This is a genomic window from Cohnella algarum (assembly GCF_016937515.1).
Lineage (GTDB): Bacteria > Bacillota > Bacilli > Paenibacillales > Paenibacillaceae > Cohnella > Cohnella algarum.
The window spans coordinates 3,701,576-3,728,035 of the sequence record NZ_JAFHKM010000002.1; the positions used below are offsets into that span (position 1 = coordinate 3,701,576).

At 58.9% G+C, this 26,460-nt stretch carries 30 protein-coding genes; 19 read left to right on the forward strand and 11 right to left on the reverse strand.

Annotated features, from left to right (window positions below):
- Positions 1-7: 7 nt before the first annotated feature.
- A complete protein-coding gene (gene glsA / locus JW799_RS16505) occupies positions 8-952 on the reverse strand; it encodes a glutaminase A (protein ID WP_338026281.1) in 945 nt (314 codons plus the stop codon).
- 103 nt (positions 953-1,055) lie between these two features.
- A complete protein-coding gene (locus tag JW799_RS16510; RefSeq protein WP_205430731.1) occupies positions 1,056-1,880 on the reverse strand; it encodes a TerC family protein in 825 nt (274 codons plus the stop codon).
- 407 nt (positions 1,881-2,287) lie between these two features.
- Between JW799_RS16510 and JW799_RS16515 the strand changes: the two genes are divergently transcribed.
- The 8 genes from JW799_RS16515 to rbsK all read left to right on the forward strand — a co-directional run bounded on the left by JW799_RS16515 (position 2,288) and on the right by rbsK (position 9,542).
- Positions 2,288-3,634: an ISLre2-like element ISTco1 family transposase gene (locus JW799_RS16515; RefSeq protein ID WP_080836672.1), complete on the forward strand. Its 1,347-nt coding sequence runs from the start codon at positions 2,288-2,290 to the stop codon at positions 3,632-3,634.
- 223 nt (positions 3,635-3,857) lie between these two features.
- A complete protein-coding gene (locus JW799_RS16520) occupies positions 3,858-4,136 on the forward strand; it encodes a HesB/YadR/YfhF family protein (protein WP_080834148.1) in 279 nt (92 codons plus the stop codon).
- Between the two features lie 174 nt (positions 4,137-4,310).
- Positions 4,311-4,841: a YceI family protein gene (locus tag JW799_RS16525; RefSeq protein WP_080834145.1), complete on the forward strand. Its 531-nt coding sequence runs from the start codon at positions 4,311-4,313 to the stop codon at positions 4,839-4,841.
- Positions 4,842-4,968: 127 nt separating this feature from the next.
- The gene (yunB, locus tag JW799_RS16530; protein WP_240353316.1) at positions 4,969-5,904 is read left to right on the forward strand and encodes a sporulation protein YunB; all 936 of its coding nucleotides are present in this window, start codon (positions 4,969-4,971) and stop codon (positions 5,902-5,904) included.
- Between the two features lie 104 nt (positions 5,905-6,008).
- Positions 6,009-6,842, forward strand: coding sequence for a 5-dehydro-4-deoxy-D-glucuronate isomerase (gene kduI / locus JW799_RS16535; RefSeq protein WP_205430733.1), 834 nt, complete (start codon positions 6,009-6,011; stop codon positions 6,840-6,842).
- Between the two features lie 70 nt (positions 6,843-6,912).
- Complete coding sequence (locus tag JW799_RS16540) at positions 6,913-7,671, forward strand: DeoR/GlpR family DNA-binding transcription regulator (RefSeq protein ID WP_080834141.1); 759 nt, start codon at positions 6,913-6,915, stop codon at positions 7,669-7,671.
- Positions 7,655-8,413 carry a 2-dehydro-3-deoxy-D-gluconate 5-dehydrogenase KduD gene (kduD, locus tag JW799_RS16545; protein ID WP_205430735.1) on the forward strand — a complete coding sequence of 253 codons (759 nt, stop codon included), beginning with the start codon at positions 7,655-7,657 and terminating at the stop codon, positions 8,411-8,413. Before JW799_RS16540 ends, kduD begins: the two co-directional genes overlap by 17 nt.
- Positions 8,414-8,618: 205 nt before the next feature.
- Positions 8,619-9,542 (forward strand): ribokinase, encoded by a 924-nt coding sequence (gene rbsK, locus JW799_RS16550; protein ID WP_205430737.1) that lies wholly within the window; start codon positions 8,619-8,621, stop codon positions 9,540-9,542.
- Between the two features lie 15 nt (positions 9,543-9,557).
- On the opposite strand, the gene JW799_RS16555 is transcribed toward rbsK, so the two are convergent.
- The gene (locus JW799_RS16555) at positions 9,558-10,634 is read right to left on the reverse strand and encodes a M23 family metallopeptidase (RefSeq protein ID WP_205430739.1); all 1,077 of its coding nucleotides are present in this window, start codon (positions 10,632-10,634) and stop codon (positions 9,558-9,560) included.
- Positions 10,635-10,731: 97 nt separating this feature from the next.
- On the opposite strand from JW799_RS16555, the gene lipA reads away from it, so the two are divergent.
- The 3 genes from lipA to JW799_RS29350 all read left to right on the forward strand — a co-directional run bounded on the left by lipA (position 10,732) and on the right by JW799_RS29350 (position 13,045).
- Positions 10,732-11,619 (forward strand): lipoyl synthase, encoded by an 888-nt coding sequence (gene lipA, locus JW799_RS16560; RefSeq protein ID WP_205430741.1) that lies wholly within the window; start codon positions 10,732-10,734, stop codon positions 11,617-11,619.
- Positions 11,620-11,683: 64 nt separating this feature from the next.
- Positions 11,684-12,685: a YutD-like domain-containing protein gene (locus tag JW799_RS16565; RefSeq protein WP_205430742.1), complete on the forward strand. Its 1,002-nt coding sequence runs from the start codon at positions 11,684-11,686 to the stop codon at positions 12,683-12,685.
- A 237-nt stretch (positions 12,686-12,922) separates the two neighbouring features.
- Positions 12,923-13,045 carry a hypothetical protein gene (locus JW799_RS29350; RefSeq protein WP_275901468.1) on the forward strand — a complete coding sequence of 41 codons (123 nt, stop codon included), beginning with the start codon at positions 12,923-12,925 and terminating at the stop codon, positions 13,043-13,045.
- A gap of 310 nt (positions 13,046-13,355) precedes the next feature.
- On the opposite strand, the gene JW799_RS16570 is transcribed toward JW799_RS29350, so the two are convergent.
- Both JW799_RS16570 and JW799_RS16575 read right to left on the reverse strand, forming a co-directional pair.
- Entirely contained in the window at positions 13,356-14,183 is an 828-nt protein-coding gene (locus tag JW799_RS16570) for an NAD kinase (protein WP_080834129.1), read from the reverse strand.
- Between the two features lie 103 nt (positions 14,184-14,286).
- Positions 14,287-15,405, reverse strand: a complete 1,119-nt coding sequence (locus JW799_RS16575; RefSeq protein WP_205430744.1) for a nucleoside recognition domain-containing protein — start codon at positions 15,403-15,405, stop codon at positions 14,287-14,289.
- 439 nt (positions 15,406-15,844) lie between these two features.
- Here JW799_RS16575 and JW799_RS16580 point away from each other — a divergent pair, with 439 nt between their 5' ends.
- Both JW799_RS16580 and JW799_RS16585 read left to right on the forward strand, forming a co-directional pair.
- Positions 15,845-16,216, forward strand: coding sequence for a globin domain-containing protein (locus JW799_RS16580; RefSeq protein ID WP_080835435.1), 372 nt, complete (start codon positions 15,845-15,847; stop codon positions 16,214-16,216).
- 56 nt (positions 16,217-16,272) lie between these two features.
- Positions 16,273-16,971 (forward strand): DUF2225 domain-containing protein, encoded by a 699-nt coding sequence (locus tag JW799_RS16585; RefSeq protein WP_205430746.1) that lies wholly within the window; start codon positions 16,273-16,275, stop codon positions 16,969-16,971.
- A 57-nt stretch (positions 16,972-17,028) separates the two neighbouring features.
- Here the strand turns inward: JW799_RS16585 and JW799_RS16590 are convergent, their stop codons facing one another.
- Entirely contained in the window at positions 17,029-17,268 is a 240-nt protein-coding gene (locus JW799_RS16590; RefSeq protein WP_080834124.1) for a hypothetical protein, read from the reverse strand.
- Between the two features lie 103 nt (positions 17,269-17,371).
- On the opposite strand from JW799_RS16590, the gene JW799_RS16595 reads away from it, so the two are divergent.
- A complete protein-coding gene (locus tag JW799_RS16595) occupies positions 17,372-19,180 on the forward strand; it encodes a M3 family oligoendopeptidase (protein WP_205430749.1) in 1,809 nt (602 codons plus the stop codon).
- A 220-nt stretch (positions 19,181-19,400) separates the two neighbouring features.
- A complete protein-coding gene (locus tag JW799_RS16600) occupies positions 19,401-19,787 on the forward strand; it encodes an O-methyltransferase (RefSeq protein ID WP_240353317.1) in 387 nt (128 codons plus the stop codon).
- An 84-nt stretch (positions 19,788-19,871) separates the two neighbouring features.
- On the opposite strand, the gene JW799_RS16605 is transcribed toward JW799_RS16600, so the two are convergent.
- Positions 19,872-20,912, reverse strand: a complete 1,041-nt coding sequence (locus tag JW799_RS16605) for a permease (RefSeq protein WP_205430751.1) — start codon at positions 20,910-20,912, stop codon at positions 19,872-19,874.
- Positions 20,913-21,405: 493 nt separating this feature from the next.
- Here JW799_RS16605 and trpS point away from each other — a divergent pair, with 493 nt between their 5' ends.
- On the forward strand, positions 21,406-22,410 hold the full coding sequence (gene trpS / locus JW799_RS16610; protein ID WP_080835432.1) for a tryptophan--tRNA ligase: 1,005 nt from the start codon (positions 21,406-21,408) through the stop codon (positions 22,408-22,410).
- Between the two features lie 18 nt (positions 22,411-22,428).
- Here trpS and JW799_RS16615 read toward each other — a convergent pair whose 3' ends face one another.
- Positions 22,429-22,602 (reverse strand): DUF5325 family protein, encoded by a 174-nt coding sequence (locus JW799_RS16615; RefSeq protein WP_176220685.1) that lies wholly within the window; start codon positions 22,600-22,602, stop codon positions 22,429-22,431.
- Positions 22,603-22,698: 96 nt separating this feature from the next.
- Between JW799_RS16615 and JW799_RS16620 the strand changes: the two genes are divergently transcribed.
- Positions 22,699-22,935 (forward strand): alpha/beta-type small acid-soluble spore protein, encoded by a 237-nt coding sequence (locus JW799_RS16620; protein WP_080834113.1) that lies wholly within the window; start codon positions 22,699-22,701, stop codon positions 22,933-22,935.
- Between the two features lie 105 nt (positions 22,936-23,040).
- Here JW799_RS16620 and JW799_RS16625 read toward each other — a convergent pair whose 3' ends face one another.
- Entirely contained in the window at positions 23,041-24,024 is a 984-nt protein-coding gene (locus tag JW799_RS16625; protein ID WP_080834111.1) for a metal-dependent hydrolase, read from the reverse strand.
- An 88-nt stretch (positions 24,025-24,112) separates the two neighbouring features.
- On the opposite strand from JW799_RS16625, the gene JW799_RS16630 reads away from it, so the two are divergent.
- Positions 24,113-24,394 carry a hypothetical protein gene (locus JW799_RS16630; RefSeq protein WP_080834109.1) on the forward strand — a complete coding sequence of 94 codons (282 nt, stop codon included), beginning with the start codon at positions 24,113-24,115 and terminating at the stop codon, positions 24,392-24,394.
- Positions 24,395-24,400: 6 nt separating this feature from the next.
- Here JW799_RS16630 and gerQ read toward each other — a convergent pair whose 3' ends face one another.
- Both gerQ and JW799_RS16640 read right to left on the reverse strand, forming a co-directional pair.
- Positions 24,401-24,835 (reverse strand): spore coat protein GerQ, encoded by a 435-nt coding sequence (gene gerQ / locus JW799_RS16635; protein WP_205433017.1) that lies wholly within the window; start codon positions 24,833-24,835, stop codon positions 24,401-24,403.
- 75 nt (positions 24,836-24,910) lie between these two features.
- The gene (locus tag JW799_RS16640; RefSeq protein WP_080834107.1) at positions 24,911-25,333 is read right to left on the reverse strand and encodes a cell wall hydrolase; all 423 of its coding nucleotides are present in this window, start codon (positions 25,331-25,333) and stop codon (positions 24,911-24,913) included.
- A gap of 218 nt (positions 25,334-25,551) precedes the next feature.
- Here JW799_RS16640 and cyoE point away from each other — a divergent pair, with 218 nt between their 5' ends.
- Positions 25,552-26,460: a heme o synthase gene (cyoE, locus tag JW799_RS16645; protein ID WP_205430753.1), complete on the forward strand. Its 909-nt coding sequence runs from the start codon at positions 25,552-25,554 to the stop codon at positions 26,458-26,460.

Below are 26,460 nucleotides of genomic sequence, written 5' to 3' on the forward strand. Positions count from 1 at the left end.
CCATCGGTCAAAACATGCTCCAGTCGAATTCCCGGGACAGCGTCTCCATCAGATGGACGCCCGCGATGCTGTTTCCTTTGCGGTTGAGCGCCGGACCGACGACGCCGATTCCGTAACGTCCGGGAACGAGCGTCAAAATGCCGCCCGAGACGCCGCTTTTGGCCGGAAGCCCGACCTGGATGGCGAATTCGCCGGAGGCGTTGTACATTCCGCAAGTGATCATGAACGTCTTCGCGATCTGCACGTAGCGGCGCGGGATCAAACTCTCGCCCGTGAGCGGGTCCGCGCCGTCGAAAGCAAGCACCAGCGCCATACGGGCGATGTCCGCGCAGGCGACCTTGATCGAGCAATGGCGGAAGTACACGTCGAGCACCTCGTCGACGCCGCCTTCCAGCACGCCGTTGTCTTTCAGGAGATAGGCCATCGAACGGTTGAGGTTGGCCGTAGCGGCTTCCGACCGGTAAACGTCTTCGTCCAGTTCGAGCGAAGGGTTGCCGGCCAGCTTGCGGAAGAAAGACAAAATCCGAGATGATTTTTCCTCCGAATCCGCGCCGGCAATCAGCGACGACACCGCGATCGCTCCCGCGTTGATCAGCGGGTTGAACGGGATGCCGGGCCGCACCAGCTCCAGCTTCAGCATCGAATTGAAGTTGTCGCCGGTCGGCTCCATGCCCACTTTGTCAAAAACGGCCGCTTCGCCATTATCCATGAGCGCGAGAATCAGCGTAAAAACTTTAGAAATGCTCTGCATCGTAAACGGGATGCCGCAGTCTCCCGCCGAAGCGGTTCGGCCGTTTGCATCCAGTACGGCAATGCCGAGAGCGGACTGGGGCATTTTGGACAGTTCCGGGATATACGATGCGACCTTGCCTTCGGCTGCGCGCTTCCTGCTCGTTTCCAACCATAAAGGCAGCTGCGTCAGAAGGCGATCGAATTCGGACGTTTCGGACACGGGATTTCCTCCTTGCAAAGCCATCCGAGCCGCAACGGGCCCGACGGCGGGTTATTCGTTGCGGCTCGGACCGGCGAGCGAATTCGCTCGTACCGATAACGAATTAGCTCAGCTTTTGCTGTTCCTTGATCGTATCCTTCAGTTCTTCGTCGCCTTTATGCGCGTTCGGAACCGCCGATTTGCCCGACAGGAACCAGCCGGTTACGGCGATCGCCACGAGCACGATATAGAACGTCGCTTTCCAGCCGGTGCTTTCCACGAACGAGTGCGGGAGCACGTGCAGCGCGTCGTGGGCGAGCGTATGAACGGCGAGCTTGACGCCGACCCAGCCGACGATGACGAACGCGGCCAGTTCAAGCGCGGGACGGGAGTGAAGCAGTTTGACGAAGAAATTGGCGGCAAACCGCATGATGACGAGTCCGATAATGCCGCCCGCCAAAACGACGATAAACTGGCCGCCGTCCATGCTCCCGATCGACTGGATGCCGCTTGGCGGAAGGGCGACCGCAAGCGCGACCGCAGCCAGGATGGAGTCGATCGCAAAGGCGATATCCGCAAGCTCGACTTTGAGGACGGTCATCCAGAAGCCGGCCTGCTTGCGGTTTTCTTTTTCCGCCGCTTCCGCTTCCTGCGCATTCTTTTTGCGAATGAACTTCACGATGTTATGAATCGAAATGAACAACAGGTACAACGCGCCGATGGCCTGGATTTGCCAAACATCGACGAGCAGGGAAATGATGAACAGCGATGCGAAACGGAAGACGAAAGCTCCAAACAAACCGTAGAACAAAGCCTTTTTCCGTTCCTTTTCGTCCAGATGCTTGACCATGATCGCCAGCACCAGGGCGTTGTCCGCCGCCAAAAGCCCCTCCAGCAGCACCAAAATAATCAAAACCCACCCATACTCAAGCAAAAGCCCGACATCCATTTCTCGTTTCCTCCCTCATCCAACTCATGATCATTAAAAAGACCTTTGCCTCCAATTGTTAAGATCGCCAAAAAAGGCGTCTCACAATCAGCGGCAAAGGTCTCGCTAACAATGGATTATTGCCAATAAAGCCGGAGATTTGATCTCGTAATGACGACTTTACTGAACAGCTACTCCCCTTCATCCGGGTATGAAGTTGTAGATCAAGCTATAAGCGAATCTTAAATGATTTTTCGTTCGTTGTCAATTTTCTTGATGGCACGATTTTGACGCGCTTGTTGGCGAGCGCCGCCGATAGTGTAAAATCTCTGTGGGTGTAGGAATTGGAAAAAGCGGATATAGAAAAAGAGCTTCTCCCTTGGTAAAGTGATGTTTGCGCACAACACACCAAGAAGGAGGAAGCTCCTGTGAGCCACTTTACCACAACAATGCCGACGATGAAAGAGATTGAGCAATGGATTTTCCGGAAAATGCAGGAGGAATTCGCTCGTGCGATGAAGCAGGTACTGGAGGCGCTGGATCAGCAGATCCTGGAGCAACGGGACCGAGAGCGTTATCGAGTAAAGGACGAGCGTGAAACAAGCGTCAACACAGTGTTCGGGAATGTGCGCTTTAAGCGGAGATTGTACTGTGACCGTAGAAGCGGCAAACACGTGTATCTGCTGGATCAGCTGTTGCAATTCGAAGGGCGCGGGAAAGTCAGTCCGCATTTGGAAGAGACAGCAATCGCATTCGCAAGCCAAGGACCGTCGTACCGGGACAGCGCAAAGAGGCTGGAGCAGCTTTTGGGCTACAATGTGCTGAGCCACCAAGCGATCAGGGAAAAACTGATGGAGCGTGCGCAACAGCCGATGCCAGCGGTGAAACGGCGCGCTGCCCGCGTGCTGTTCGTGGAAGTGGATGGGCTGTACACGAAGCTGCAGCGGAGCAAAAAGCGCGGGATGGAGAACGCAATTGCAGTCGTACACGAAGGCTGGGAGAAGAACGGCAAGCGGGTACAGCTGAAGAACAAACAGCATTACCTGCATACGAGCGGCGGCGACTTCTGGGAAGGGTTCGGGGACTTTCTGGTGGAGCGTTACGAAATCGACGAGAACACGTGGCTTGTGGTGAACGGAGACGGCGCGGCGTGGATCGGGGAATGTACATCCTACTTTCACCAATGTCTGTACATGCTGGACCGCTTTCATGTGGCGCGTGATTTGAAACGCTTTGTTGGTCATTTGCCGCAGGTGTGGGAGACCGTGAGACGGTCTTTGGCCAAACAGGATGCAGCCGCGCTTATGGCGGTCCTGGAAGGCGTGTCGGAGCAAGAGATAGCGGAAGAGAACCGGAAGGATTGGAAGCCGTATAAAAGATTTCTAAAGCGGCATGAGAAGCATTTGGACGACTACCGAAAAACACTCCAGGCGAAGGGGATCGACACAAGCGGTATGCGCCCGATGGGAAGCGCGGAATCGCAGATGCGTATATTCGCCAAGCGGACGAAGCGTGGCGGGTACAGTTGGAGTGAGCGAGGCGTCAGGGCGATGCTGAGGACGATGATGAGGATTCAAGAAGCGGGCACGGTGGTAAGAACGGTTGAAGGACAAGCGAGTAAGCAGGCAACGCCGCAGCAGTCGATAAACATGCGGCAATTGCTCAAGAACGTGACGCAACCGGTCAAGGGTTGTATCGCTGGAATGATTCGCATGCTGCAAGGACCGAAGCAAAGCAGCACAACGGGTATGGCACTCAAAGCACTTCGCGGATAACGGCAAAAAATTCTGACAAATCACTTGTGTTTGATGAAAGAACGAAGCAAAGCGCTTACAAGGAAGAGGTTCCTTCGGGGTTCGCGTTCCAGGCATCTTAAATGACTGCCCACGCTAGCTTGACACTGACAGCGCCGCCTGCGGCCTTGTTGGTCGGCCAAGCGAGCAGTATAATGAAATGACCGCACGCGGGATTCATACGTAGGAAAGGGGTGCGCCTGAAATGGAAATGGCCGTTTCGCCGTCCGCCTTGCAGTGCTTCGAGCAGGAATGGGGCTATAAACACGGCGACCGCATTCGCGTATTTGTTCGTTATGTCAGCGGGGGCACCGAGCCGTACGGTTTCGGCATCATGAAGGACGATCCGATGGATCCGGCAGCCGTGGTGACCGCAGGCGAGCTTACCTTCTATATGGAACAAAAGGACGTCTGGTTTCTCGAGCACAAAAAGCTCACCCTCGATTGCCTAAACGGCGATATCGTGTTCAAAGTCGAATCGTGACGATAAAAGACCGCACCGTTTGGCCGGCAACGGCCACAGGGAGCGGTCTTTTTGTTTCGGGGCCCAAAAGGAATCAAAAGCGCAAAAATCGCATTGACAAATTTGTGACGATAGTTTATATTCAAGTTAATGTTACTATATAAAAGTTAGTTAATGATGAGGAGGAAACGGAAGATGGCAAAGGCAAAATGGACGGTAGACGTATCCCACAGCGAAATCGGGTTTTCGGTAAAACACATGATGATCGCGAAAGTGAAAGGCACGTTCCACGGCTTCGAAGCCAGCATCGAAGCGGATCCGGCGGATTTGACGACGGCGGACATCGAATTCGCGATCGATTTGTCCAGCGTCGACACCCGCAACGCGGACCGCGACAACCACTTGAAATCGGCCGACTTTTTCGATATCGAGAAGAACCCGAAGCTGCTGTTCAAAGCGACGAAAATCGTTCGCACGGGCGACGACGAATACGATATTACGGGCGACGTCACGCTGCATGGCGTCACCCGCTCGGAAACGTTCTCGGCTACGTTCGAGGGCGTCGGCAAAGACCCGTGGGGCAACGAAAAGGCGGGCTTTAGCGCGACCGGCAGCCTGAAGCGGAGCGATTACGGCTTGACGTACAACGCGGCGCTCGAAACGGGCGGCGTGCTGATCGGCGACGAAGTGAAAATCGCCATCGAAATCGAAGCGGCCAAAGCTTGAGCCGAAGGATATACGGCTGACGGAAGGCGTCCGGACGGGCGCCTTCTTTTTTAATGCCCGAAAGCATAAGTATGAGGAGGACTGTCCCTCCTGCCGGGACAGAAGCGAACGGAAGGAGGAGGGCCATTTGCGAAAAAGGTGGGGGAAGCCGCTGCCGCTGCGGCTGAAGTGGAGTCCGCCCGTCCGCAGATGGGGAGGGAACCGGCCCCGAACGTGGAAAGGGCCGGCCGATCGTCTCGTGCCGCGAAGCCGGGGCTTTGTCGCCCGCCCTTCGAAGGGAGGCGGCGCTTCGTTCAAATCCCCGAACGGCCCGAAAGGCTGGGCGGTTCGTCCCCGCAGGCGGATGAAGCGGCGGCATTTTTGGCTCATCATGCTGTTGATCGCGGTGCTCGCATCCATCCAGTCCGTCGTTCTGCTCGACAAGCTGCTGCGGGAGCCGCTCATGTTTCTGGCCAAAGTCCGCACGACGCAGATGGCGACCGAAGCGATCAATCAGGCGATCAAGAACAATGTATCGGCGCAGGCGGACGGCAGCAGAATGATCAAATGGCAGTTGGACGAATCGGGGGAGACGAGAGGCTTCGCGATCGACTACAACGAGCAGATGCGCATCACGGCCCAAACGATCGGGATCGTCGAACAGGCGCTGCGAGAGCAAAGCCATCTGTACGCGCGGGTTCCGATCGGGCATGCGCTCAAGAGCCCCATCATATCGTCCATCGGCCCAAGCGTCGCCGTCAAGTTCGAGCCTGCGAGCGCGGTTCAGGCCGAGGTGAGAACGCGGCAGACGAATGCGGGCATCAACAACGTGCTCGTCGAGGTTTACATTCATATCAAAACGAACATTTACGTGCTCATTCCGTTCGACAAGGAATCGAACCCGATCGAAACGGAGATTCCGCTTTCCTACGCGATGGTCGTCGGCGACGTTCCGATGTACTATTACGACGGCTCGGGCAACCCGGTCGGCAGCGGCGCGGCCCAGGCTCCGGTCATTTCCCTGCCCCCCGCTCCGTCTTCGGCCGAAGGGTCGGCGAGCGCGGGAGCGGGCGCCGCGCATTGACGATTCGTTAACGGCGTGCGGATCGATCGAAAAAACGTTCCCAAATGTTCTAAAATGTGTGATATAATTCAAAACGAACGAAATCAAACAAGGAGGCGTTCGTTTTGGATATTCGCCATTCCACTCATCCGGAGGACATGAAGCGTTACGACACGGAGCAGCTCCGCAAGCACTATTTGATCGAGAAGCTTTTCGAGGCGGACCGTCTTCATATGACGTACTCGCATGAGGATCGACTCATTATCGGGGGGGCGCAGCCGGTCAACGAAACGATCGCGCTCGATGCCGGGGATCAATTGAAAACCGAGTACTTCCTGGAACGCCGCGAAATCGGCTTCGTCAACATCGGCCACGGCGACGCCGTCGTCACGGCGGACGGGGAACGATACGAGCTGGGCAAACTCGATACGCTGTACGTCGGCAAAGGCGTTCGCGACGTGAAGCTGTCAAGCAAGGATGCGGCGAATCCGGCGAAGCTGTACTTCTGCTCGGCTCCGGCGCATGCCGTCATTCCGGCCCGCAAAGTATCGATTCAAGAAGCGAACACGCTCTACCTGGGCTCGCAGGAAACGTCCAACGAACGCGAATTGAACCAGATCATTCACGGAGGCGGCATCCAAAGCTGTCAGCTGATGATGGGCATCACCGTGCTGAAGCCGGGAAGCGTCTGGAACACGATGCCTTCTCACGTCCATGACCGCCGGATGGAGGCTTATCTCTATTTCGATCTTGCCGAAGACGCCCGCGTGTTCCATATGATGGGGCAGCCGCAGGAGACGCGCCATCTGGTCGTCGCGAACGAGCAGGCGATCATTTCGCCGGCCTGGTCCATTCACTCCGGCGTGGGCACGAGCAATTATACGTTCATTTGGGCGATGGCCGGCGAAAATTATACGTTTACGGATATGGACGTCGTTCCTCCGAGCGAATTAAAATAGGAAAGCCGCGCTTTTGGAGCGCACCGCGAGTTCATCTCGCGGGAGTTTGGCAAGGGAGGACAAGAGCATCATGCTGGCCGCTGCACGTCAACAGTCGATACTGGAGCTGCTTCAGACTGCCGGAACCGTCCAGGTGTCCGATCTGAGCGAACGATTCGGCGTCACGAAAAAGACGATTCGCGAGGATTTGGAGAAGCTGGAGGAAAAAGGCCTTCTGAAAAGGACGCACGGAGGCGCGGTGGCCGCAGCGGAGGAGCCGGAGCCCCTGCTCCCTTTGCAAATTCCGAACACGAAGCATCCGGACGAGAAAATCAGCATCGCCGTCCACGCGTTGAAATACATCAAGCGGGACGATATCATCGCGCTCGACGCGGGCAGCACGACGCTGGAAATCGCGAAGCGTTTGCCCAACGAGCCGCTGACGGTCATCACGAACGATTTGCTCATTATTCACGAGCTGATCGGCAAGGATCGGATCCGGCTCGTCGTGCCTGGCGGCTACCGCCAGCGAAACGTCCTGATCGGAAACGACGTGCTGGACTGGCTGTCGCGGCTTAACGTGCAGAAGCTGTTTCTGTCCGCCACGGGCGTGCACGAAAAATACGGCCTGACCGTATTCACGAACGAGCTGATCGAATTGAAAAAAGCATACATGGCAAGCGCCAAAGAAATTTACTGCGTCGCTGATCACAGCAAATTCGACCGCGCCGCGCTGCTGACGTTCGCATCGCTGGCGGAGATCGACCTGCTGATCACGGACGCGGGATTGTCCGAAGAGGTCGAAAAGCGCTACAAGGGAGGTTCGGTCAACATTGAAAGAGCTGTTTGATTTGACGGGCCGCGCGGCGGTCGTCACCGGAGCGGGCCGCGGCTTGGGCGCCGCGATCGCCGTGGGTCTTGCCGCCGCCGGCGCCGATGTCGCGCTGGTGACGAACCGCACGCCGGCGGAAGAAACGAAAAGCAAGATCGAGGCGCTCGGCCGCAAGGCCGTCGCGCTGACGGCCGACGTGAGCGATCGGGCCGCGCTGCCGAACTTGATCGACGAGACGCTCGGCGCGTTCGGCCGAATCGACGTGCTCGTGAACAATGCCGGCATCATCCGGCGCACGCCGGCCGCCGAGCACAGCTACGAAGATTGGCAGGCGGTTCTCGACGTCAATCTGAACTCGGTTTTCGTCTTGTCCCAGCTGGCCGGACGGGCGATGATCGAGCAGGGCTCCGGCAAAATCGTCAACATCGCTTCGATGCTGTCGTTCCAGGGCGGCATCAACGTTCCGGGCTACACGGCGAGCAAGCACGCCGTGGCGGGGCTGACGAAAGCGCTCGCCAACGAGTGGGCGTCCAAAAACGTACAGGTCAACGCGATCGCTCCCGGGTACATGAGCACGGACAACACGGAAGCGCTCCGCAACGACCCGGTGCGAAGCCGCCAGATTTTGGAGCGGATTCCGGCGGGCCGCTGGGGGACGGACCAGGATCTGGTCGGTCCGGCCGTCATGCTCGCTTCCCGCGCGTCCGACTACATGAACGGACACGTCTTGTGCGTGGACGGCGGATGGATGGTTCGCTGAACCGCCGCCGCCGGCCGCCGCGCCGCCCGGACAACCGGCGGCGGCAAATGCCTCTCGCTTCGGCTTCGGCCGAAGCAAGAGGCATTTTTTAATGGAATCGCCCGATCGGACAACATCCAACGAGGGACAGCCGGCGACAAAACAGTTGCATTCCGGTGGCCGCTTGTCCATCATAGAAAACGATAACCTTAAGAAGAGGTGGCCTATGAACCGAGTGCTCGTAGTCGGAAGCATCAATATGGATTTGGTTAATCACGTTGACGAATTTCCGCTGCCCGGGGAAACGATACACGGTCGCGGAGTCGATTATTTGCCCGGAGGGAAGGGCGCCAACCAGGCGGTGGCCGCCGCCAGAGCCGGCGGGGACGTGCGCATGGTCGGCGCGGTGGGGGACGACACATTCGGTCCACAACTGCTCGCTTCCTTGCGGAATTCGGGGGTTGGAACCGAGTCGGTGGCCGTCAAGCAAGGCACATCCGGCCTGGCTTTCATAACCGTTTCGGGCAGCGGGGAAAATCAAATCATTTTATCCGCCGGAAGCAACGGCCGCCTGACGCCCGAAGACGTCCCCGCGGAACGGCTCGCGTCGGCCGATTGGGTGCTGCTGCAAAACGAAATCCCTTGGGCGGTCAACCGCCACGTGCTCGAACAATGCCGCGGCTTGGGCGTCAAGGTCATGTACAATCCGGCCCCGGCCCGGCCGATCGATGCGGACGCGTATCCGCTGATCGACGTCATCGTCGTGAACGAGACGGAAGCGGAAACGCTGACCGGCATCGAGGTCGGAAATCGCGACGATGCCGAAGCGGCGGCGCGTGAATTGCTTCGCCGCGGCGTCCGCTGCGTCATCGTAACGCTCGGCGCGAAAGGCTCGCTTTGCCTGGGGGGCGAGGGAGAAGCGTTTTTTACGCCGGCATTTTCCGTAACCCCCGTCGACACGACGGCCGCCGGGGACACGTTTATCGGCGCGTTTGCCGCCGCCTGCGCGAACGGGACGCCGTCTTCCGAGGCGCTGCGTTTCGCTTCCGCTGCGGCCGCGCTGGCCGTCGGCCGAAAAGGAGCCCAATCGTCGATTCCGGAACGCGGCGATATCGTCCGTCTGCTCGAAGCGGACGCGGCCGCGAATTAACGGGCGCAAATCAAGCTACTTGCGGCGATGCGCCTTCAGCGCGTTCCGTTCGGAACGCTCCCATTTGCGAAGCAGCGGATAGGGGTCGAACGCCCATTCCACGAGGCCTCGGTCGCGGTAGACGCCATAATGCAAATGCGGCGGAAATTTGCCCGAGGTTCCGGGGCGGCCGTACCCCGAGCTGCCGACCCATCCGATGACCTGGCCCGGTTTCACGACATCGCCGATCTTGATTTTTTTATCGAAGCCGGACAGATGAGCGTAATAATGATACAGATTGTCAAGGTCGCGGATGCCGATTCGCCAGCCGCCGTACGGGTTCCAGCCCTTCACTTCGACGATGCCGTAGCCGGTGCTGCGAACGGGGATCCCGTGGGCGGCGAAAATGTCCGTTCCTTCGTGTATCCGCGCCCCGCCCCAGCCGCGGCTGTTGCCCCAGGTGCTCCTGTAGGAGTATACCGAACCGATGGGCAGCGGGAAGGCGTGATCGGACAAGTCGAGTTTTCCGAACGTCTCGTACAGCTGGGAAAATTGCAATACGCGCTGCACCGCTCTCGTGTTGTGGTAGTATTCCCACAGTCCGATGGCAAAGTCGTCTCCGGATATGCCGCCCTGCGACCGGATGCGCGCGGCGACGGAATAGAGGAGGTCGGCGGCATCCCCGCGGTCCGCGATCCCGTCTCCGGAGCCGTCCCTGCCGATCCCGCGGAACAAGCGGATGGACAGCGGATTCTTGTCCTCGGCGTCCGGGTTCAAAGGGCCGGCCCATTGTTCGGCCGGAATATAAATGCCGGCAAGCGCTTTTTCGGGCAACGGCCGGCTTTTCGGATGAGCCCGGGACAGCGTCCGTTCGTACTGATCGATCGCGGCGATGGAATGCCAGGGCAAATCCGTCATGAGCCCGACGCGTTCGTAAAGCTGGCGAAGCGCTGCTTCTTTGGTTTCGGGAGGCGTTCCTTCGGCTTTCGGCGCGGCCGCGGTATCGTTCGCGTTGATCAATGCGCACAAGCCGATCGTTCCCGCGGCTGCGACTGCGGCAAGTTTTGCGAACATGCGGCGCCCGAACGGCGAATGAACGTTTTTCCGTTTCATGAAACCCCTCCTTTTGCGCATAAGGATATGGTTTGCAGAACGTTGGTTTTTATGTGAAACCTGTTATAATAAAGGGGACAGAAAGAGGGGAATGCCGATGACAACGGGCGCTAAGCCGCGCAAGCCGGATTGGCTGCGCATCAAGCTTACGACAGGCGATAATTATCGCGAAATCAAGGACATGATGAGGACGAAGACCCTCCATACCGTATGCGAGGAGGCGCGCTGTCCGAATATATACGAGTGTTGGGCGAACCGGACCGCGACGTTTATGATTTTGGGCGACATTTGCACGCGCGCCTGCCGCTTTTGCGCCGTCAAAACCGGCCTCCCGACGGAGCTGGATCTTCAGGAGCCGGAGCGGGTGGCGGAAGCCGCGGAGCAGATGAATTTGCGCCACTGCGTCGTGACGTCGGTCGCGCGCGACGATCTGAAGGACGGAGGCGCTTCGATTTTCGCGGCTACGATCCGTGCGATCCGCGCCAGACTGCCGTTTTGCAGCGTGGAAGTGCTGATCCCCGATTTTCAGGGCAATTGGGAAGCGCTCAAAATCGTCATGGATGCCAAGCCGGATATTTTGAATCATAATATCGAGACGGTAGCGAGAACGAGCGACCGGGTTCGGGCCAAAGCCAAATATCCCCGTTCGCTTGAGCTTTTGCGGCAGGCCAAGCTGATGGCGCCGAACATTCCGACCAAATCGAGCATCATGCTCGGCGTCGGCGAAACGAACGAGGAAGTGCTGCAGGCGATGGACGACCTGAGAGCGGTCGATTGCGATATTTTGACGCTCGGACAATATTTGCAGCCGACCCCGAACCATCTGGAGGTCGACCGATACGTTCATCCGGACGACTTCGCATGGCTGAAGAAAGAAGGCCTAACGCGAGGCTTTTCCCATGTGGAATCCGGTCCGTTCGTTCGCAGCTCGTATCATGCCCACGAGCAAGTGCAATCCGCCGCCGCCACGAAAGCTCAGGGCTGATATTACAGCGGAGTCGGATTGATGACGGGGTCAACTCGACGGACGTTCGGGAGGAGAAGCATTCGTGATCTACTTGACTGAAGGAAGCGCCTATACGATCGTCCACGATCATAAAAACGGGTGGAACCCCGAGGCGTTTCGCGCAAGGTACAGCGAAGTGCTGGACCGTTACGATTATGTCGTCGGGGACTGGGGTTACAATCAACTCCGACTGAAAGGTTTTTTTCGCGAACCGAACCCTAAAGGTCCGAAAGATTCGGTCATTTCCAATCTGGCGGATTATTTGAACGAATATTGCAATTTCGGGTGCGCTTTTTTCGTGCTCGAGAAAACCGATCCCAAATCGGTGCCCGAGTCGCTCGTGACCGATTTGACCGCCGCGGCGGAACAAGCCGCCGAATCGTCCGAGGGCGATGACGATTCGCAAGCGGCGGCTTCGGCGCAGGGCAACGGCCTGATTCTTCGGTGGCCGCTGAAGGACCGGCCGATCGGGCGCGTGCCGGGCACGAGCCCGTCGGCGGTAGCGAGGGCGGTTTCCGAAGGCGCGGAGCGCAGGGCGGCCGCCCAGGCGCAAGCGGCGGGCGGCAGTTCTCCGGCCGTCGGCGGACGGTCGGAAGCTTCGCGCAAGCCCGGGCAGGATGGCGGCGGACAAGCCGGTTCAGGAAGGACGTTTTCCCGTCCTTCCGACGCCTCCGGCGGCCGCAACGGCGACCGCCGGCCCCAGCAAGCCGGCGGCCCGCGCGGCGGCGGCTCCTCTTCGGCCGAACAGGGCAAAAGGTCCGGAGGCCCGCATCATAAGCCCCCGCAGCACCATAACGGCGGGGGGAGCAAGGAACCGCGCGAGCGGAGCGGCGCGAACGGCCACGACGGTTCCGTCCAGGCCGAGGCGGCGCACGGTTCGCAATCGCGTTCGGGCGGCCGCTGGTCCGGCAAAAACCGCCGCCGCGGCAGCGGCTTCAATAACGGCGGCAAGCCGAACCGGCCCCGCCATGACGGCGGCGCTCCGCGTCCCGAAGGGGGACGCCGGCCTCCGGAGCTTGGCAATCCGTCCGGCGGCGAACGCTGATCCGCAACGTTCAAAGGCTCTTCCGCGAAAGCTGCGGAAGAGCCTTTTTCAGCGCATCGGAAAGTTTAAGTTCTTCGACTTATTCAAGAGTCTGGTGGAAAATTAGGGGCAGGAGGAGGGTCCGCCCAAGCGGAGGGAAAACGAAGGGAGCCTAGGTTGGATTTTGTCCAATCAAGGGAGCGGAAAACGGGGAAACCGTTGTCTAGAGTGGATTTTATCCAACGAGGAGCTTGGAATTTGGGTGAAAACGAGGAAAAGGCCACGCCAGATTGGACAAAATCCAACGAAAATGACGCGTCTCGTGAAAAAAACGATTTTGATTGGACAAAATCCAACCAAGCTTCGCAAAACCCAGCGTAAACCCCGCTCAACCCCGCTCAACCCTGCGTACTCCCCGCTCATCCCACAGGAAATTTGTCGAGTACTAGCATGCTGCCTCCTCTGGCGCCATCACACTAAACTCCCGTTAAAGGTACAAGGAAAACCGTTCGCTGAGGTTCGACGGCGCGTGACGGCTGTCAACCTCATGCCCCCCGCTTTTCAAGGACGCCGTCAGGCGTTTTTCAGATCGGAGACGATACAAAATATCGCTTTTCAGTATCGCTTCCGATCCGAAATCGTTTTGACAAGACGGGCAGCCGGCTTTCGCCGATCGGAGCGCGAGCCGGCATTATCGCGGACGCTTCTGGGTCGGCGCCATGTCCTCCCGGTTGAGCCCGATGAACGCTTCGCGCACCCGATTCCAGAACGGCAACGGGCGGTAACGGGCGAAACGCACCTTTTCGTCGGCAACCGAGCAGACGATCGAGCGCACCTCGTGAAATTGCATGATCAGGTGGTCGATGCCGATCGCCAGCGGCTCTTCCGGATCGGTGGCGATGTCGCAGTGATGGTGCTTCGGCAAAATGAACGAAGAGCCGAGCGTCCGATACACCCGATTGTTGATCGAAGCGATTTCCGCGATCTGGAGCGCTTCGAGATGCGGATGGATGACGGCTCCCCCGACGCTTTTGTTATACGCGGTGCTGCCGGAGGGAGTGGAGACGACGATGCCGTCGCCGCGGAACATTTCGAAAGGTTCGTCGTTGATGTTGATCTGCGCGACGAGCGTTCCGTCCACGCTTTTCAGCGTGAATTCGTTGAGCGCCATATACACCGAGGTGCCCCCGTCGGTGACGATTTCCACCTTGATGAGGGGATAGCGGACGGTTTTCGGCTCCGTCGTCGCCATCAGCTCGACCAATTCGGTCAGTTCGTTTTTTTGCCAGTCGGCGTAAAACCCGAGGTGTCCGGTGTGGACGCCCACGAAAGCGACTTTGTTCACTTTGTCGCGAAACCGGTGAAAAGCTTGCAGCAGCGTTCCGTCGCCGCCGATCGACAACACGATATCTGGGGCTTGCTCGTCGCTTATGAGCCCGCGCTCCTGGGCAAGGGTATGAAACTGCTCCGCCAATTGGCGGGATAGCCGGTCGCCCCGGTCTAGCAGCGCATATTTCAAGGTTGCAGCTCCTTCCGCAGCAGGTTGTCTGAATGCGATCTTCAATACGATGATAAACAATCGAAGCCGCAAGCACAATGGCTAAGCCTCGCCGCGCCCGGGATTAACCGCCATGCGGGCCGAGGAGCGGCCAGAGCAAATAGATCAAGCCAACGGCGAAGGCGGCATGCAGCAATCTGGCGCGCAAAAAAGGCAAATACCGCCAGGACGTCCGGCTCATCAGCCCGGCCACTTGGGCGTGGACGGAAAGCCCGGCCCACGAGAGGACGAAAGCGCCGGCGGCGACCTGATCGATCAGCGGAGCCGTCTTCGCGGCTTCCGCCGCCGCCCGGGATCCGAGCGTCACTTCGAAGGACCCCTGCACGACCGCTTCGGCCAGGCCGGGAACGAGACCGATCGCGCCGAGGACGGCGCCGAGGCCGGATCGAAGCGCGGAAAGAATGCCGCTGTGAAGGAGCAGCTCGAGAGCGACCGAGAAAAAGACGACAAGCCCGCCGACGACGATCATCAGCCGGATCGACGATTCCAACGCGTCTTGCAGCATGACGCCGAACGGCCGTCCGTCGGCCAGGCGCGCGCGGTGCATCGCGGCCAGCGCTCGGCGCATCCTGCCCCCGCCCTCCGGGAGGACCGGGGACGAAGCTCCCGAAGCTTCCGGCTTCCCGGCCTCGGCGGTCCGCCCGCGCCCCCGAAGCGCCAGGCCGAGCAGCATGGCGCCGCCGTAATGGGCGGCGGCCATGACGGGCGCGATGTCCGCCCGCCCGAAAAACCCGATGCAAACCGCCCCGATCAAAAATATCGGATCCGAGGACGTCGTCATCGCAACGAGCCGTTCCCCTTCCTCGCGATTGACGAGCCGCTGCTCCATCAGCCGCGACGTCAGCCGCGCTCCGACCGGATAGCCGGAGGCGAACCCCATCGCCACGACAAATCCGCCGACGCCCGGAATGCGAAACAGCGGCCGCATGAGCGGATCCAGGAGCGTGCCGGTCAAATGGACGACGCCGAAGCCGAGCAGCAGCTCCGACAGCACGAAGAAAGGGAACAGCGCCGGGAACAGCACCTCCCACCAGACGGCCAGCCCGCGCAGCGACGCCTGGAGCGCTTCGCCCGGCATCGCGAGCGCCATGCCTCCGATCCACAGCGCGAGCAATCCCGTTCCGAGCAGCATCGTTTTTTTGACCAGCCGTACCGGATCGCTTGCGGTCATCCGTTTGCTCATCTTCTCCATCCTTCCGCTCGCGTTGTCTTGTCCTTAACTATATGTGTACAAACCGTCGAAATTGCATCGGTCTTTTTTGAAATCGCTTGCAATAATAACCTGTTAACCGCCGGGAGGATATGATAAAATAGAACTACGAATCCGTTCGGGATCGACAACGGCGCAACGAAGCGGAGGGATGAACGTGGCGGCAATCGTGGCAGGCATCATTGCGTGCGCTTTCGTGTACGTAATCCGGGAATCACTGCATTCGGCCGAAGAAGAAACGAAAACGGAAGCCGAATCCGAGCCATTTCGCTAGTCCCGCCCGAAAGGGCGTTTTTTGTTTTTTGGGAGATAAGTTCCGGGTCGTTTATGGTATAATGAAGTAGCCTGTGAAGGCAAATAGTCCCAGGCGCTTCCGCGAATGTCGTTCTACTCGAAATGGGGGTTGCTTCTTATGAACTACGATACGATATACGAGGCCGCGGGAGGCGCTCCGGCCATTCGGGAACTGGTGCAAAAGTTTTACCCGAAAGTGCAAGCCCATCCCTTGCTGTCGCCTTTGTTTCCGGAGAACATCGATCCGGTCATGGAAAAGCAATATCAGTTTTTGACCCAGTTTTTCGGCGGGCCGACGCTTTATTCCGACGAGCACGGCCATCCGATGATGCGGGCCCGTCATCTTCCGTTTCCGATCACGCGGGAGCGGGCGGACGCTTGGCTGGACTGCATGAGTCGCGCGCTGGCCGAAACGGCGATTCCCGCCGAGCTGCAGGAGCTCATGCTGACAAGGCTTTCGGGACCTGCTTATCACTTTATCAATACTTAATTAAAGCACGGCGCCGACTTGAAGAAAAACCTGCCGCCGCCCGAGGAGGAATTCCGATGGAACCGCTCTATCAGTCCAAAATCGTTTGCGCCTGCTGCGAAAATACGTTCGCAACCTCCCGCGTTCGCCCGAGCTTCAAGAGGCCGATTCGTACCGACAGCGATTTTTGCGCGTATTTCGAAGTCATCAATCCGGATTATTACGTTGTCAGGGTTTGCCCCTATTGCGGCTTCGCGTCGACGGAAAATTTCAGCGACCGCCTTTACGATAAACAGAAGCAAGCCTATTTGGAAAAGCTCGGCCATCAATGGAAGATGCGGGATTACAGCGGCGAAAGAACGCCGGAAGCCGCGTTGGAATGCTATAAGCTCGCCCTGCTGACGGCCCAGGCGGTAGGCGAAAAGGACCGGGTCATCTCCGGCCTGCTGCATCACATCGCCTGGCTTTATCGCAACGCGGGCCAGAAGGAACAGGAGATGCGGTTTCTCCGGTTCGCTTTGGATGCTTACGTACGGGTTTACGAAGCCGAGCGCGGATCGCTCAACAATGCGCGTTTGCTGTACGTCATCGGGGAGCTGCACCGCAGGCTCGGCGATCCGCGCGAAGCCGTGCGCTGGTTTTCGCGCGTCATTCACGACAAGTCCATTACGGACGGGGCGATGATCCGCGCCTCCCGGGAGCAGTGGACGCTCATTCGCGAGGAAATGCAGCAAAAAGGACAGGAGCTGCCGGAGGAAATGCAGAGCGGGGCTTGAGCATCGGCGCACCGTTGCAAGCACGGCGAAGAGGGAAGTCTCTCCGCCGCGCTTTTTTTATTTTCGGGGGATCGGCTTGTCCGCCATCAAATAATCGTCGTCGGAGTCGATCAGCTGGATTCGCGTGCGGCAGCACGGAAAGACGACCGCCCGCTTGCCGGGCCCGGCGCGCAGGTCGCGGACTTCCGCCGGTTTGATCGGAAGGCGCACGTGGGACTGGCCGCAGAACGGACATTCGGAAGCGTAAACTTCATTCATTTGAATATCGTATGGTAAACTGTTACCGAAAGGAATCAATTTCGGCACCTCCTGTGTACATACGTTAACGATACATCAGCGCAAGGCCGCGCGCAACGCGCATATTTCCGCGGGGGAACCGCGAGTAGGGGGAAGGAAGCGAATGACGCAAACGAACGAACGCGAAACGCAAAGATGGGACCTGGACGTTTTGTTTCCGGGCGGATCGGAATCGCCCGTTTTCGCCGCTTTTTTCGAAGAAACGGAGCGGCTTGTCGGCCAGCTGCTTGGCGAATTGAAAGCAAGCGACGGAGAAGCGGGGGACGATTCCTTCAAGGACCGCCTTGGGTTGTGGACCGACGGGCTGCAAAGGGCGCTGTCCCGGCTGCGGCAAGCCGATTCTTTCATCGGCTGCCTGACGTCGCAGCGGATGGACGACCGCAAGGCGGTCGCCTGGACCGAACGGGTGCAGACGCTCGCCGCGCGGTTTCGCCAGGCCTCCGATCTGTACGACGTCAAGCTGGCTTCGCTTTCGGAACGGAAGTGGGAGGAATGGTCCGCGTCGGGCGGCCGCGCGGAGGTGGCGTTTCTGCTTCGCGAGCGGCGCGACGCGGTTAAGGACAAATTGCCCCCGGCCCTCGAAGGTCTGGCCGGAGAGCTGGCCGTGGACGGCTATCACGGCTGGGCCGAGCATTATCAGACGATCGTCGCCCGAATTTCGATTCCGTGGGAAGAGAACGGGGAAACCGTCCGATTGTCCGCTGGACAGGCGGCCAACAAGCTGGACCATCCGGACGCGGCGGTCCGGGACGAAATGGGGCGCCGCTGGGAAGATGCCTGGTCCGGGCAGGCGGATTTGTGCGCCGACGCGCTCAACCGGATCGCCGGCTTCCGGTTGAAGCTGTACGGCGCCAGAGGCTGGAACGATCCGCTTCGGGAGCCGCTCAAGCTGAACCGGATGAGCCGCGACACGCTGGACGCCATGTGGACGGCTGCGGCGGGCGCTCTTGAGCCTCTGCAACGGTACATGTCGGCCAAAGCGCGGCTGATGGGCAAGGATCGGCTCGCATGGCACGACGTCGAAGCGCCCGTCGGGGAAAACGCGGCCGTCATTCCGTATGCCGAAGCGGCCGCCCTGATCGAATCCGCGTTCGGCGCCTTTTCGCCGGACATGGCCGCCCTCGCGAAAAGAGCGTTCGGCGAGCGCTGGATCGAGGCGGAAGACCGTCCGGGCAAGCGCCCGGGCGGATTTTGCACCGATTTTCCCGAAAGCGGGCAAACCCGTATTTTTATGACGTATTCCGGAACGCCGGGGAACGTCTCGACATTGGCGCACGAGCTCGGCCACGCCTATCACAGCTCGCTCGTGCACGGGCTGCCGCCGTTCGCGCAGGATTACGCGATGAACGTGGCCGAAACCGCGTCGACGTTCGCGGAAGGGCTGGTCAGCGACGCGCTGCTTCGCTTGGCGGACGGCGACGCCGCAAGGCTTGCGCTGCTGGACGAAAGGCTGCAGCGCGCGGCCGCGTTTTGCATGAACATCCGCGCGCGTTTTTTGTTCGAAACGAGGTTTTACGACGAACGTTCCAAAGGCATGCTCGAGGCGGAGCGGCTTGGCGAGCTGATGCTCGACGCGCAGCGCGAAGCGTTCGGCGGGGCGCTGTCCTCGTGGCATCCGCATTTTTGGGCTTCGAAGCTGCATTTTTATTTGACCGACGTGCCGTTTTACAATTTCCCATACACGTTCGGTTACTTGTTCAGCACGGGAATCGCGGCGGTGGCCGAAGCCGAGGGGCCGTCCTTCGCCAAGCGGTACGATCTGCTTCTGCGGGACACCGGGCGGATGACGGTCGAGCAGCTCGGCTCCCGGCATTTGGGCGTGCGGCTGGACGAGCCGGAATTTTGGAAAGCGGCGGTCGAACGCGCCGTTGCGGACGTGGACGAATTTTGCGCGCTCGGCTTGAAGGGGTAAGCGAAAAAAGCGAGAGAACGGCGGAGAGGATGAGGACCTGCCTCTCCGTCGCTTCGTTCGAAAGCCCCTTTTGCGAAAATCTTTTTACGACATTTCCAGACAAAATGATTGTAATTTTCTAAATATTTTCATATAATAGTCCTATCGACTCATGGGAATACATACCGCTTTTGAAATTTCGTGCATAAGGAGGAGAATGATGCATTCGGAACAGGTCCCATTGATCAGGCAAGTAGACATGGCCCTGCAACAGCTTGAAAATGAGCTGAAGGGCATGACGGCCGGAACGATCGTGCTGCAAATTCGCAACGATACGGTGGGGAAATTCGGCATCCGCCATTTGCCGATTGACATCGACCAGGCAAGAGCGGGCAAGGGGAGCTCTCCCGGATTGACCTCGGCCCAAGTAACGGCTCTGCGCCGCACGGCGGTCGAAGCGATCACCCGCAAAAACGGCTGGACTCACGGCGAGATTACATACGATTTCGCGCTTCGCCAGGACAAGGTTCAAGTAAGCGTACAGTTCGAGTCCAACTACAATATGGCCAACGTTTTGTTCCGGCTGCACCCGAAGAAGCACGACCGCCGGGGCATTTCCGGCGAATAGGAAGCGAGGACGTCAGCGCGAGAGCGGCTCCCGGCGAAGGGGGCCGCTCTTTTTTGGTTTGCGGCGTGCCCCCGTCACGGGCCGTCAAACCCATCCCCATTTTTCGAACAGCACGGAACCGGCCAGCACGAGCCAAACGGCGAGGAACGCGAACAGCAGGACGAATTTGCTTTTGAATACGGCGAGCATCATCAGCAGCGTTTTCATATCGAACATGGGACCGAAGACAAGAAACGACAACAGCGCTCCTTGCGGCACGTACGCCGCGAAGGAAGCGGCCACGAAGGCGTCCGCGGTGGAGCACAGCGACAATACGAAGGCGAGTCCCATCATGAACAAATGCGTAAAAAAATGGTGTCCGGCCGCGGCGGCAAGCTGTTCGGGCTGCAGAGCGGTTTGCAAAAAAGCCGCGAACATGCAGCCGACGATCAAATAGTTGCCCGTATCGCGCAAATCTTCCGCCGCGTGGGAGCCGATATGCGCGGCTTTGCTTTTCCAAGCCCGCATTCGCTCCGGCAGCGAACCTCCCTTACCGCGCGGACCGAACATCGTTTCGTGGTCATGGTCGTGAAACGAAGACGCCGCCGCCGTTCCGCCGCCGTTCGCTCGCAGCGGATCGCGGCCGCCCATCGCGAAAGCCGCGATCAGCCCGAGCGCGACCGCCACGGCGAACGCAAGCGCGAACCGCGCGTTGACAAGTCCGGAATGCGCTCCGAGGGCGGTCAGCGTCGAGGCGAAGACGATCGGATTCAGGACGGGCCCCGCAGCCAGGTAAGAGAAGCCGACGAAGGGCGGAAGGCCTTTGCGGATCAGTCTTCGGACGACGGGGATCATGCCGCATTCGCAAATGGGGAGAGCGAGGCCGAGCAAGCTTCCGAACAGGATGCCGCCGGCTTTCCCGCGGGGGGCGAGCCGCTGGACGAAGCGGTCGGGAACGACCGTCTCCAGCAAAGCGGACAGGACGGCCCCGGCAATGAGAAAAGGCAGCGCCTCGAACAAAAGCCCGGCAAACGCCCGGTAAAACGGAAACAGGCGTTCCAGCGGCAAGCGGGCGGCATAAGCCGCATATGCCAAAATGAACGTCGCGACCGCGGCCGCGGCGAGACTGAACCTGGAAACCGTCACGTTCATCACTTCCTTACGGCTTGATGGGGACAGGCGTTAGTTTAGCGTATGCTCGATCTCCCGTTGGCAAGAACCGGGGAGGTTGACTTCCCGGCGCGGGGGAGTATAATGAATTTCAATCGACTTTACGTCGGCATATCGGCCATTCGGCGATGACGAGAACAAGTACGCATACGGAGACAGCTGGCAGAGAGCCGGTGTTCGCTGCGAACCGGCGCTTCTCCCGTGCGGAATGGAACTCGGAGCCGAAGCGGAAAGACGCGCCGGGCATTCTTTTTCAGTCCGTCCCCGGGAGCGTCCGTTGCTTTCCGTCCGTTCCGCGTTACGGAACACAAAGGCTTCAAGCGGCCGTTTCGCCGCGTTTTTCGAAGCGAACAAGGGTGGCACCACGACCTCTTCGTCCCTTACGGACGAGGGGTCTTTTGTTTTTTTAGCAGGATTAATCGGAAGCGCCGGCAGATGGACCGGCCAACAGGAAGGGGATTGCATTTACATGAATTCAAACGCGAAACAGCGGGTACTGTCCGGCATTCAAGCAAGCGGCAAGCTGACGCTCGGCAATTACATCGGCGCCATGAAAAACTTCGTCAAGCTGCAGGAGGAGTACGACAGCTTCTACATGATCGTCGATCTGCACGCGATTACCGTGCCGCAAGAGCCGGCGGCGCTTCGGGAGCAAACGGAATCGGTCGCGGCTTTGTTTATCGCGGCGGGCATCGATCCGCAGCAGTCGGCCGTTTTCGTCCAATCGCACGTTCCGGCGCACGCGGAGCTGGGCTGGATCATGACGACGCTGTCGTATATGGGGGAGCTCGAGCGGATGACGCAATTCAAGGACAAATCGGCGGGCAAGGAAGCGGTAGGAGCCGGCTTGTTCGTCTACCCGCCGCTCATGGCGGCCGACATTTTGCTGTATGACACGCATCTCGTCCCGGTCGGCGACGACCAGAAGCAGCATCTGGAGCTGACGCGCGATCTGGCGGGCCGGTTCAATCACCGTTTCGGCGAAACGCTGCGGATTCCGGAGCCTTATATTCCGAAGGTGGGCGCGAGAATCATGTCGTTGGACGACGCAAGCAAAAAAATGAGCAAAAGCAATCCGAATCCGGGAAGCTACATTTCCCTGCTCGATTCCCCGGACGAAATCCGCAAAAAAATATCCCGGGCCAAAACGGACCTGGGACGGGAGGTCGAGTTCGACCCGCAAACTAAACCGGAAGTCAGCAATCTGATGAGCATCTACGCCCTTTGCGCTGGAATTTCGGTCGACGAGGTTCAGGCGCGGTACGAGGGACAGGGATACGGGGCGTTCAAAAAGGATTTGGCGGAGCAAGTCGTTGCCGTCCTTGAACCGATCCAGCGGAAATATACGGAAATTCGCGAATCCGGCGCCATTCACGATTTGCTGCGCGAAGGCGCGCGGAAGGCCAACGAGGCGGCGGAGCAAACGCTGGCCCGGGTAAAGGACGCGATGGGCTTCCTGCTCCCCCGCCGTTAGTCTCCGGACGTCCGAAGCCTACTGCGGGCTTCTGCGGCTGCGCGATTTGACGGTGAAGCCGATTCCGATCGTGCAGCCGCAGAGGACGAAAAACAGGGCGGACAACCAAACGTTATAGTCGAGCGAGATGGCGGTGGCGGTCATCCAGGCGACCGAAACGAAGGCCAAAACCCATGCCACAGATTTCTTCATCTTTTTCATCTCCTTGAAGCATATTTTTCTTTCGCCTTTGCATACTACAAAAGCAAGCTTGCAAATAACTTCAGCAAGGCGAAAGGAGCAATCAACATGGCCAGCAACAATTCTTCTCGCAACCGGGTACTTGTAAAAGAATCCAAAGGTGCCCTGGAAAACATGAAGATGGAAGCCGCACAATCCCTCGGCGTTCAAATTCCGTCCGACGGATACTACGGCAACGTCACTTCCCGTGATGCCGGATCGCTTGGCGGTTATATCACGAAAAACCTGGTCCGCATCGCCGAACAACAGCTTTCCGGTGGTCAACAGTTTACCGGCGGTCGTTAATCGGACTCGATAGTCCCGACCGAAAGCCCGAGGTTGCCCTCGGGCTTTTATTATTGTCTCCTTTTGAAGCGAAATCGTCAATAGCCGCGGCCGAGGCCCGGCCGCTTAGTACGTGTTCATCCGCAGTCTTTTTTCCAGGCGTTCGTCGCTCAGCCATCCGACGTAAGACTGAAGCGGCTGCAGGGAGGAATCGAGCAGCGCGACGGCGACGAAAGGGTATTGCCGGCGGTAACGGTACCGGATGTCGATCCAGCGCACCTCGAAGCCCCACGGCCGTTCATGGACCTGCCCGCAGGGGAACGGAGTCACGTTCAGAAACGCCTGAACGTCCGCGATATTCCTTGAAGCGTCGATGGCGGGGTGCTGATCGCAGCTGGTCCGGTCGACCCAGGTCAGCTTTCCGTTTTCCCAGTAGCCGATCGTGTACGAGCAGTCCTTCGACAGCCGGACGACGTTCCAGCGATGAAGGGAAACGGTGGGCAGCAGCGTATAGTCGTCGCCCGGCCGATGCCCGGAATCCGTTTTCGGAACCTTGGCCGCCGTCCGGCGTCGAACGGCCCATCGCCAGGCGTAATAAAGGACGATCAATCCGTACAGGACGGGGAAAATCGCTCTCGGATCCGCGGTTCCGGTCATCCAAAGCAGAAGGGCCACGAGATGCGATGAAAAAATAAACGGATCGAAAATGTGAATGATGTTCCAGGCGATCCACTTTTTCGAAAACGGCCGAAGCGCTTGCGTTCCGTAGGCGTTGAACAAGTCGCTTGCGACGTGTACGACGACGGCGAGCAGCACCCAGAGCGCCAAATGCCACCAGGGCAGGCCTCGAAACAAGGCGGCCAAAGGGAGGGAAATCGCCGCCGCCCATCCGACAACCGCCGGCAGCGAATGGGACAAGCCGCGGTGGTTTCTGATATAATCGGCATTGCTTTTGAAACGGAGCAGCCCGTCGAGATCGGGCGCCTGCGACCCGGCGACCGTGCCGATCAGCGCGGCGACAGCGCCGTAAGGATGCGAAGCGATGACGGGATCGACAAGGGCGAGTCCGCCCAGGCCGAGCCCGAACAGCAGATGCGTGCCGGAATCCATAACTGGAAGTCCCCTTTCGTCGTCATGACGTTTGTCGGGTTTAAGTATGGGCAAGGCCGCCCGAATTTATAAAATTGGAGGAGACGGAATGATTTTGTTCGTGGAATATGCCGTGGAACGGCAGCATCGCGCCGCTTATATGGAATGGGTGCGCGCGGAGCCGCGGCGGTGGAACGGAGTCGAACTGCTCGAAAACACCGCGCAGCCTGGCGTTATCGTCGAACTGAGAAGGGTGAAAAGCGAGGCCGAAGCCGCCGAAATAGAAAAAGAACGCCGCGAAGGACGTTCCGGATGGGAGGCGATGACGCCCTGGATCAAAGGAGGGCGCGAGGGCCTGAGAATTTGGACGTTCGTTCCGGTAACCGGCTGATTCGAATCAGCCTTGGGTGCCGAACGGCAAGGTGTAGTTGAGCGGTTCGTCGAAGGTGATATAGTCAAGGTTCAGGGTGAGCAGCAAAAACCGCCTGCCCGTAGCCGGATCGCTGATGATGATATGATCCCTTCCGGCCGCCTCCAGCACGCCCTTGAATATTTTCGCGTTCCATTCGCTGTTGTTTTCGTACGTCATGTACAGCGTGGCGACTTTGCCGAGGTTCATGCGCAGGATGTTTTCTACATACGATTCTTCGGTCGGCAGCGGCATCGTCGTCCCGGCGGGCGTGATCATGGATCCGCTCGGAGCGGCCATCGGGGGCATCATGACGCCGCCCGGAACGCCCATCGGCATCATGCCCGCGGTTCCGGGAAACGCGTTGTTGCCCGTCATCGCGGGGCTGACCATCGGCTGGGGCAAGGGCATGGGCATGGGCATAGGCGTGGGGGCAGCGGTATTCGGCCAGGGAGCTTTTTGAATCAAAGTAAATCCTCCTTTTAATGGCTTGACGCCTTAATAAACTCGGGGACAGTCCTCGTACGTGGGAGCGAAGAAGCAGTGGGCCTTGAAGCGCCCGGTATTGGTCTGATCGTACCAGGTGCCGGGGCAGCCTCCCGACGGGCGGAAAAACCATAGCGCGTTGGATGCCGGATGAGTGCGCTCTCCGTTGACGGCGCGTCTGGCGAGCGCGATATCCGCTTCGCGGGCTCTCTGGTAAAAATACGGCTTTTGGACCGCTTCGAACCCGCCCGGCGACTGGAACGCCATGTCGGATACGGAGCGGATGTTGCGAAAATCGAGACAGTTCCCGCGAATGCGGTTGACGCCGACGTTGCCGACCATCAGCATGCCGAGGTGGCCTTCGCCCTCCGCTTCCGCGCGCATAAGGCGGGCCAGCATTTTGATGCCTTCTTCGTTCGTTTTGATGACGGCCATTCGATTTGCACCCTTCCTCTTGCGGTTTCGCCTCCAGCTCCGCCGCCGGGCGGCACTGGGCGAATGTCACTCTACAATGTATTGAGAAGCGCCCAAAAGTGTGACATCTTCGGCGAAAAGGAATACAAGAGCTTCGCGGGCCGCCGGGCAATGGCAAATTCATGAACTTTGACGGCGGAATCGTTGTCAATGATTTGACTTATAAGGTATCATTAAAAATGGAAAAATGGCGGTCGCTTGCGGCTTTTCATTCTCGAAGGAGGAGCTCCGTGTTTAAAGATCTTGTGGCCCTGACCAAGCCGCGCATCATCCGTTTGAACTTATTTGCGGCTTTCGGCGGTTTTTGGGTCGCTTCCCGGTGGGAGATGGACTGGATGCTGCTTGTCTGGGTGCTTATCGGTTCGACGCTGACGATGGCGTCCGCTTGCGTGTTTAACAACTATCTCGACCGGGAAATGGACACGAAAATGGAGCGAACCCGGAACCGGGCGCTCCCGACCGGCAGGCTGCGGCCTTCATTCGTGCTCGGGTACGGCGTCGTGTTGGGAATCGCGGGGCTTGCCGTCCTGTTCGGGCTCGTCAATCCGCTGACCGGCTGGCTCGGGATTTTGGGGATATTCGTTTATGTCGTCATCTATACGATGTGGCTGAAACGAAGCTCGACGTGGAGCACCTCGGTCGGAGGGGTATCGGGGGCGATGCCTCCCGTCATTGGGTATTGCGCGGTGACCGGCCAGGTGGACGCGGGAGCCTGGATATTGTTCGCGCTTCTGTTTCTGTGGCAGCCTCCCCATTTTTGGTCGCTCGCGATCCGGCGGGTCGAAGAGTACCGTGCCGCGGGATTTCCCGTTCTTCCGGTCGTGAAAGGCATCGAGCGGACGAAGCTGCAAATGGTTCCGTATATCGCCCTGCTGCTGGTCGCTTCGGTCTTCCTTTATACGTACGGGTACGTAGGCGTTGTTTTTCTCGTTTTATCGGTCGTCATCGTCGGAGCTTGGCTCCTTCACGCGCTGTCCGGCTTTCGGGCCAAAGACACCGAGAAATGGGCGAAGGCCGACTTTCTGATTTCCGTCAACTATTTGCTGATTATGTTTTTGGCGATGATTCTCGACACGAATGGAGCTTAA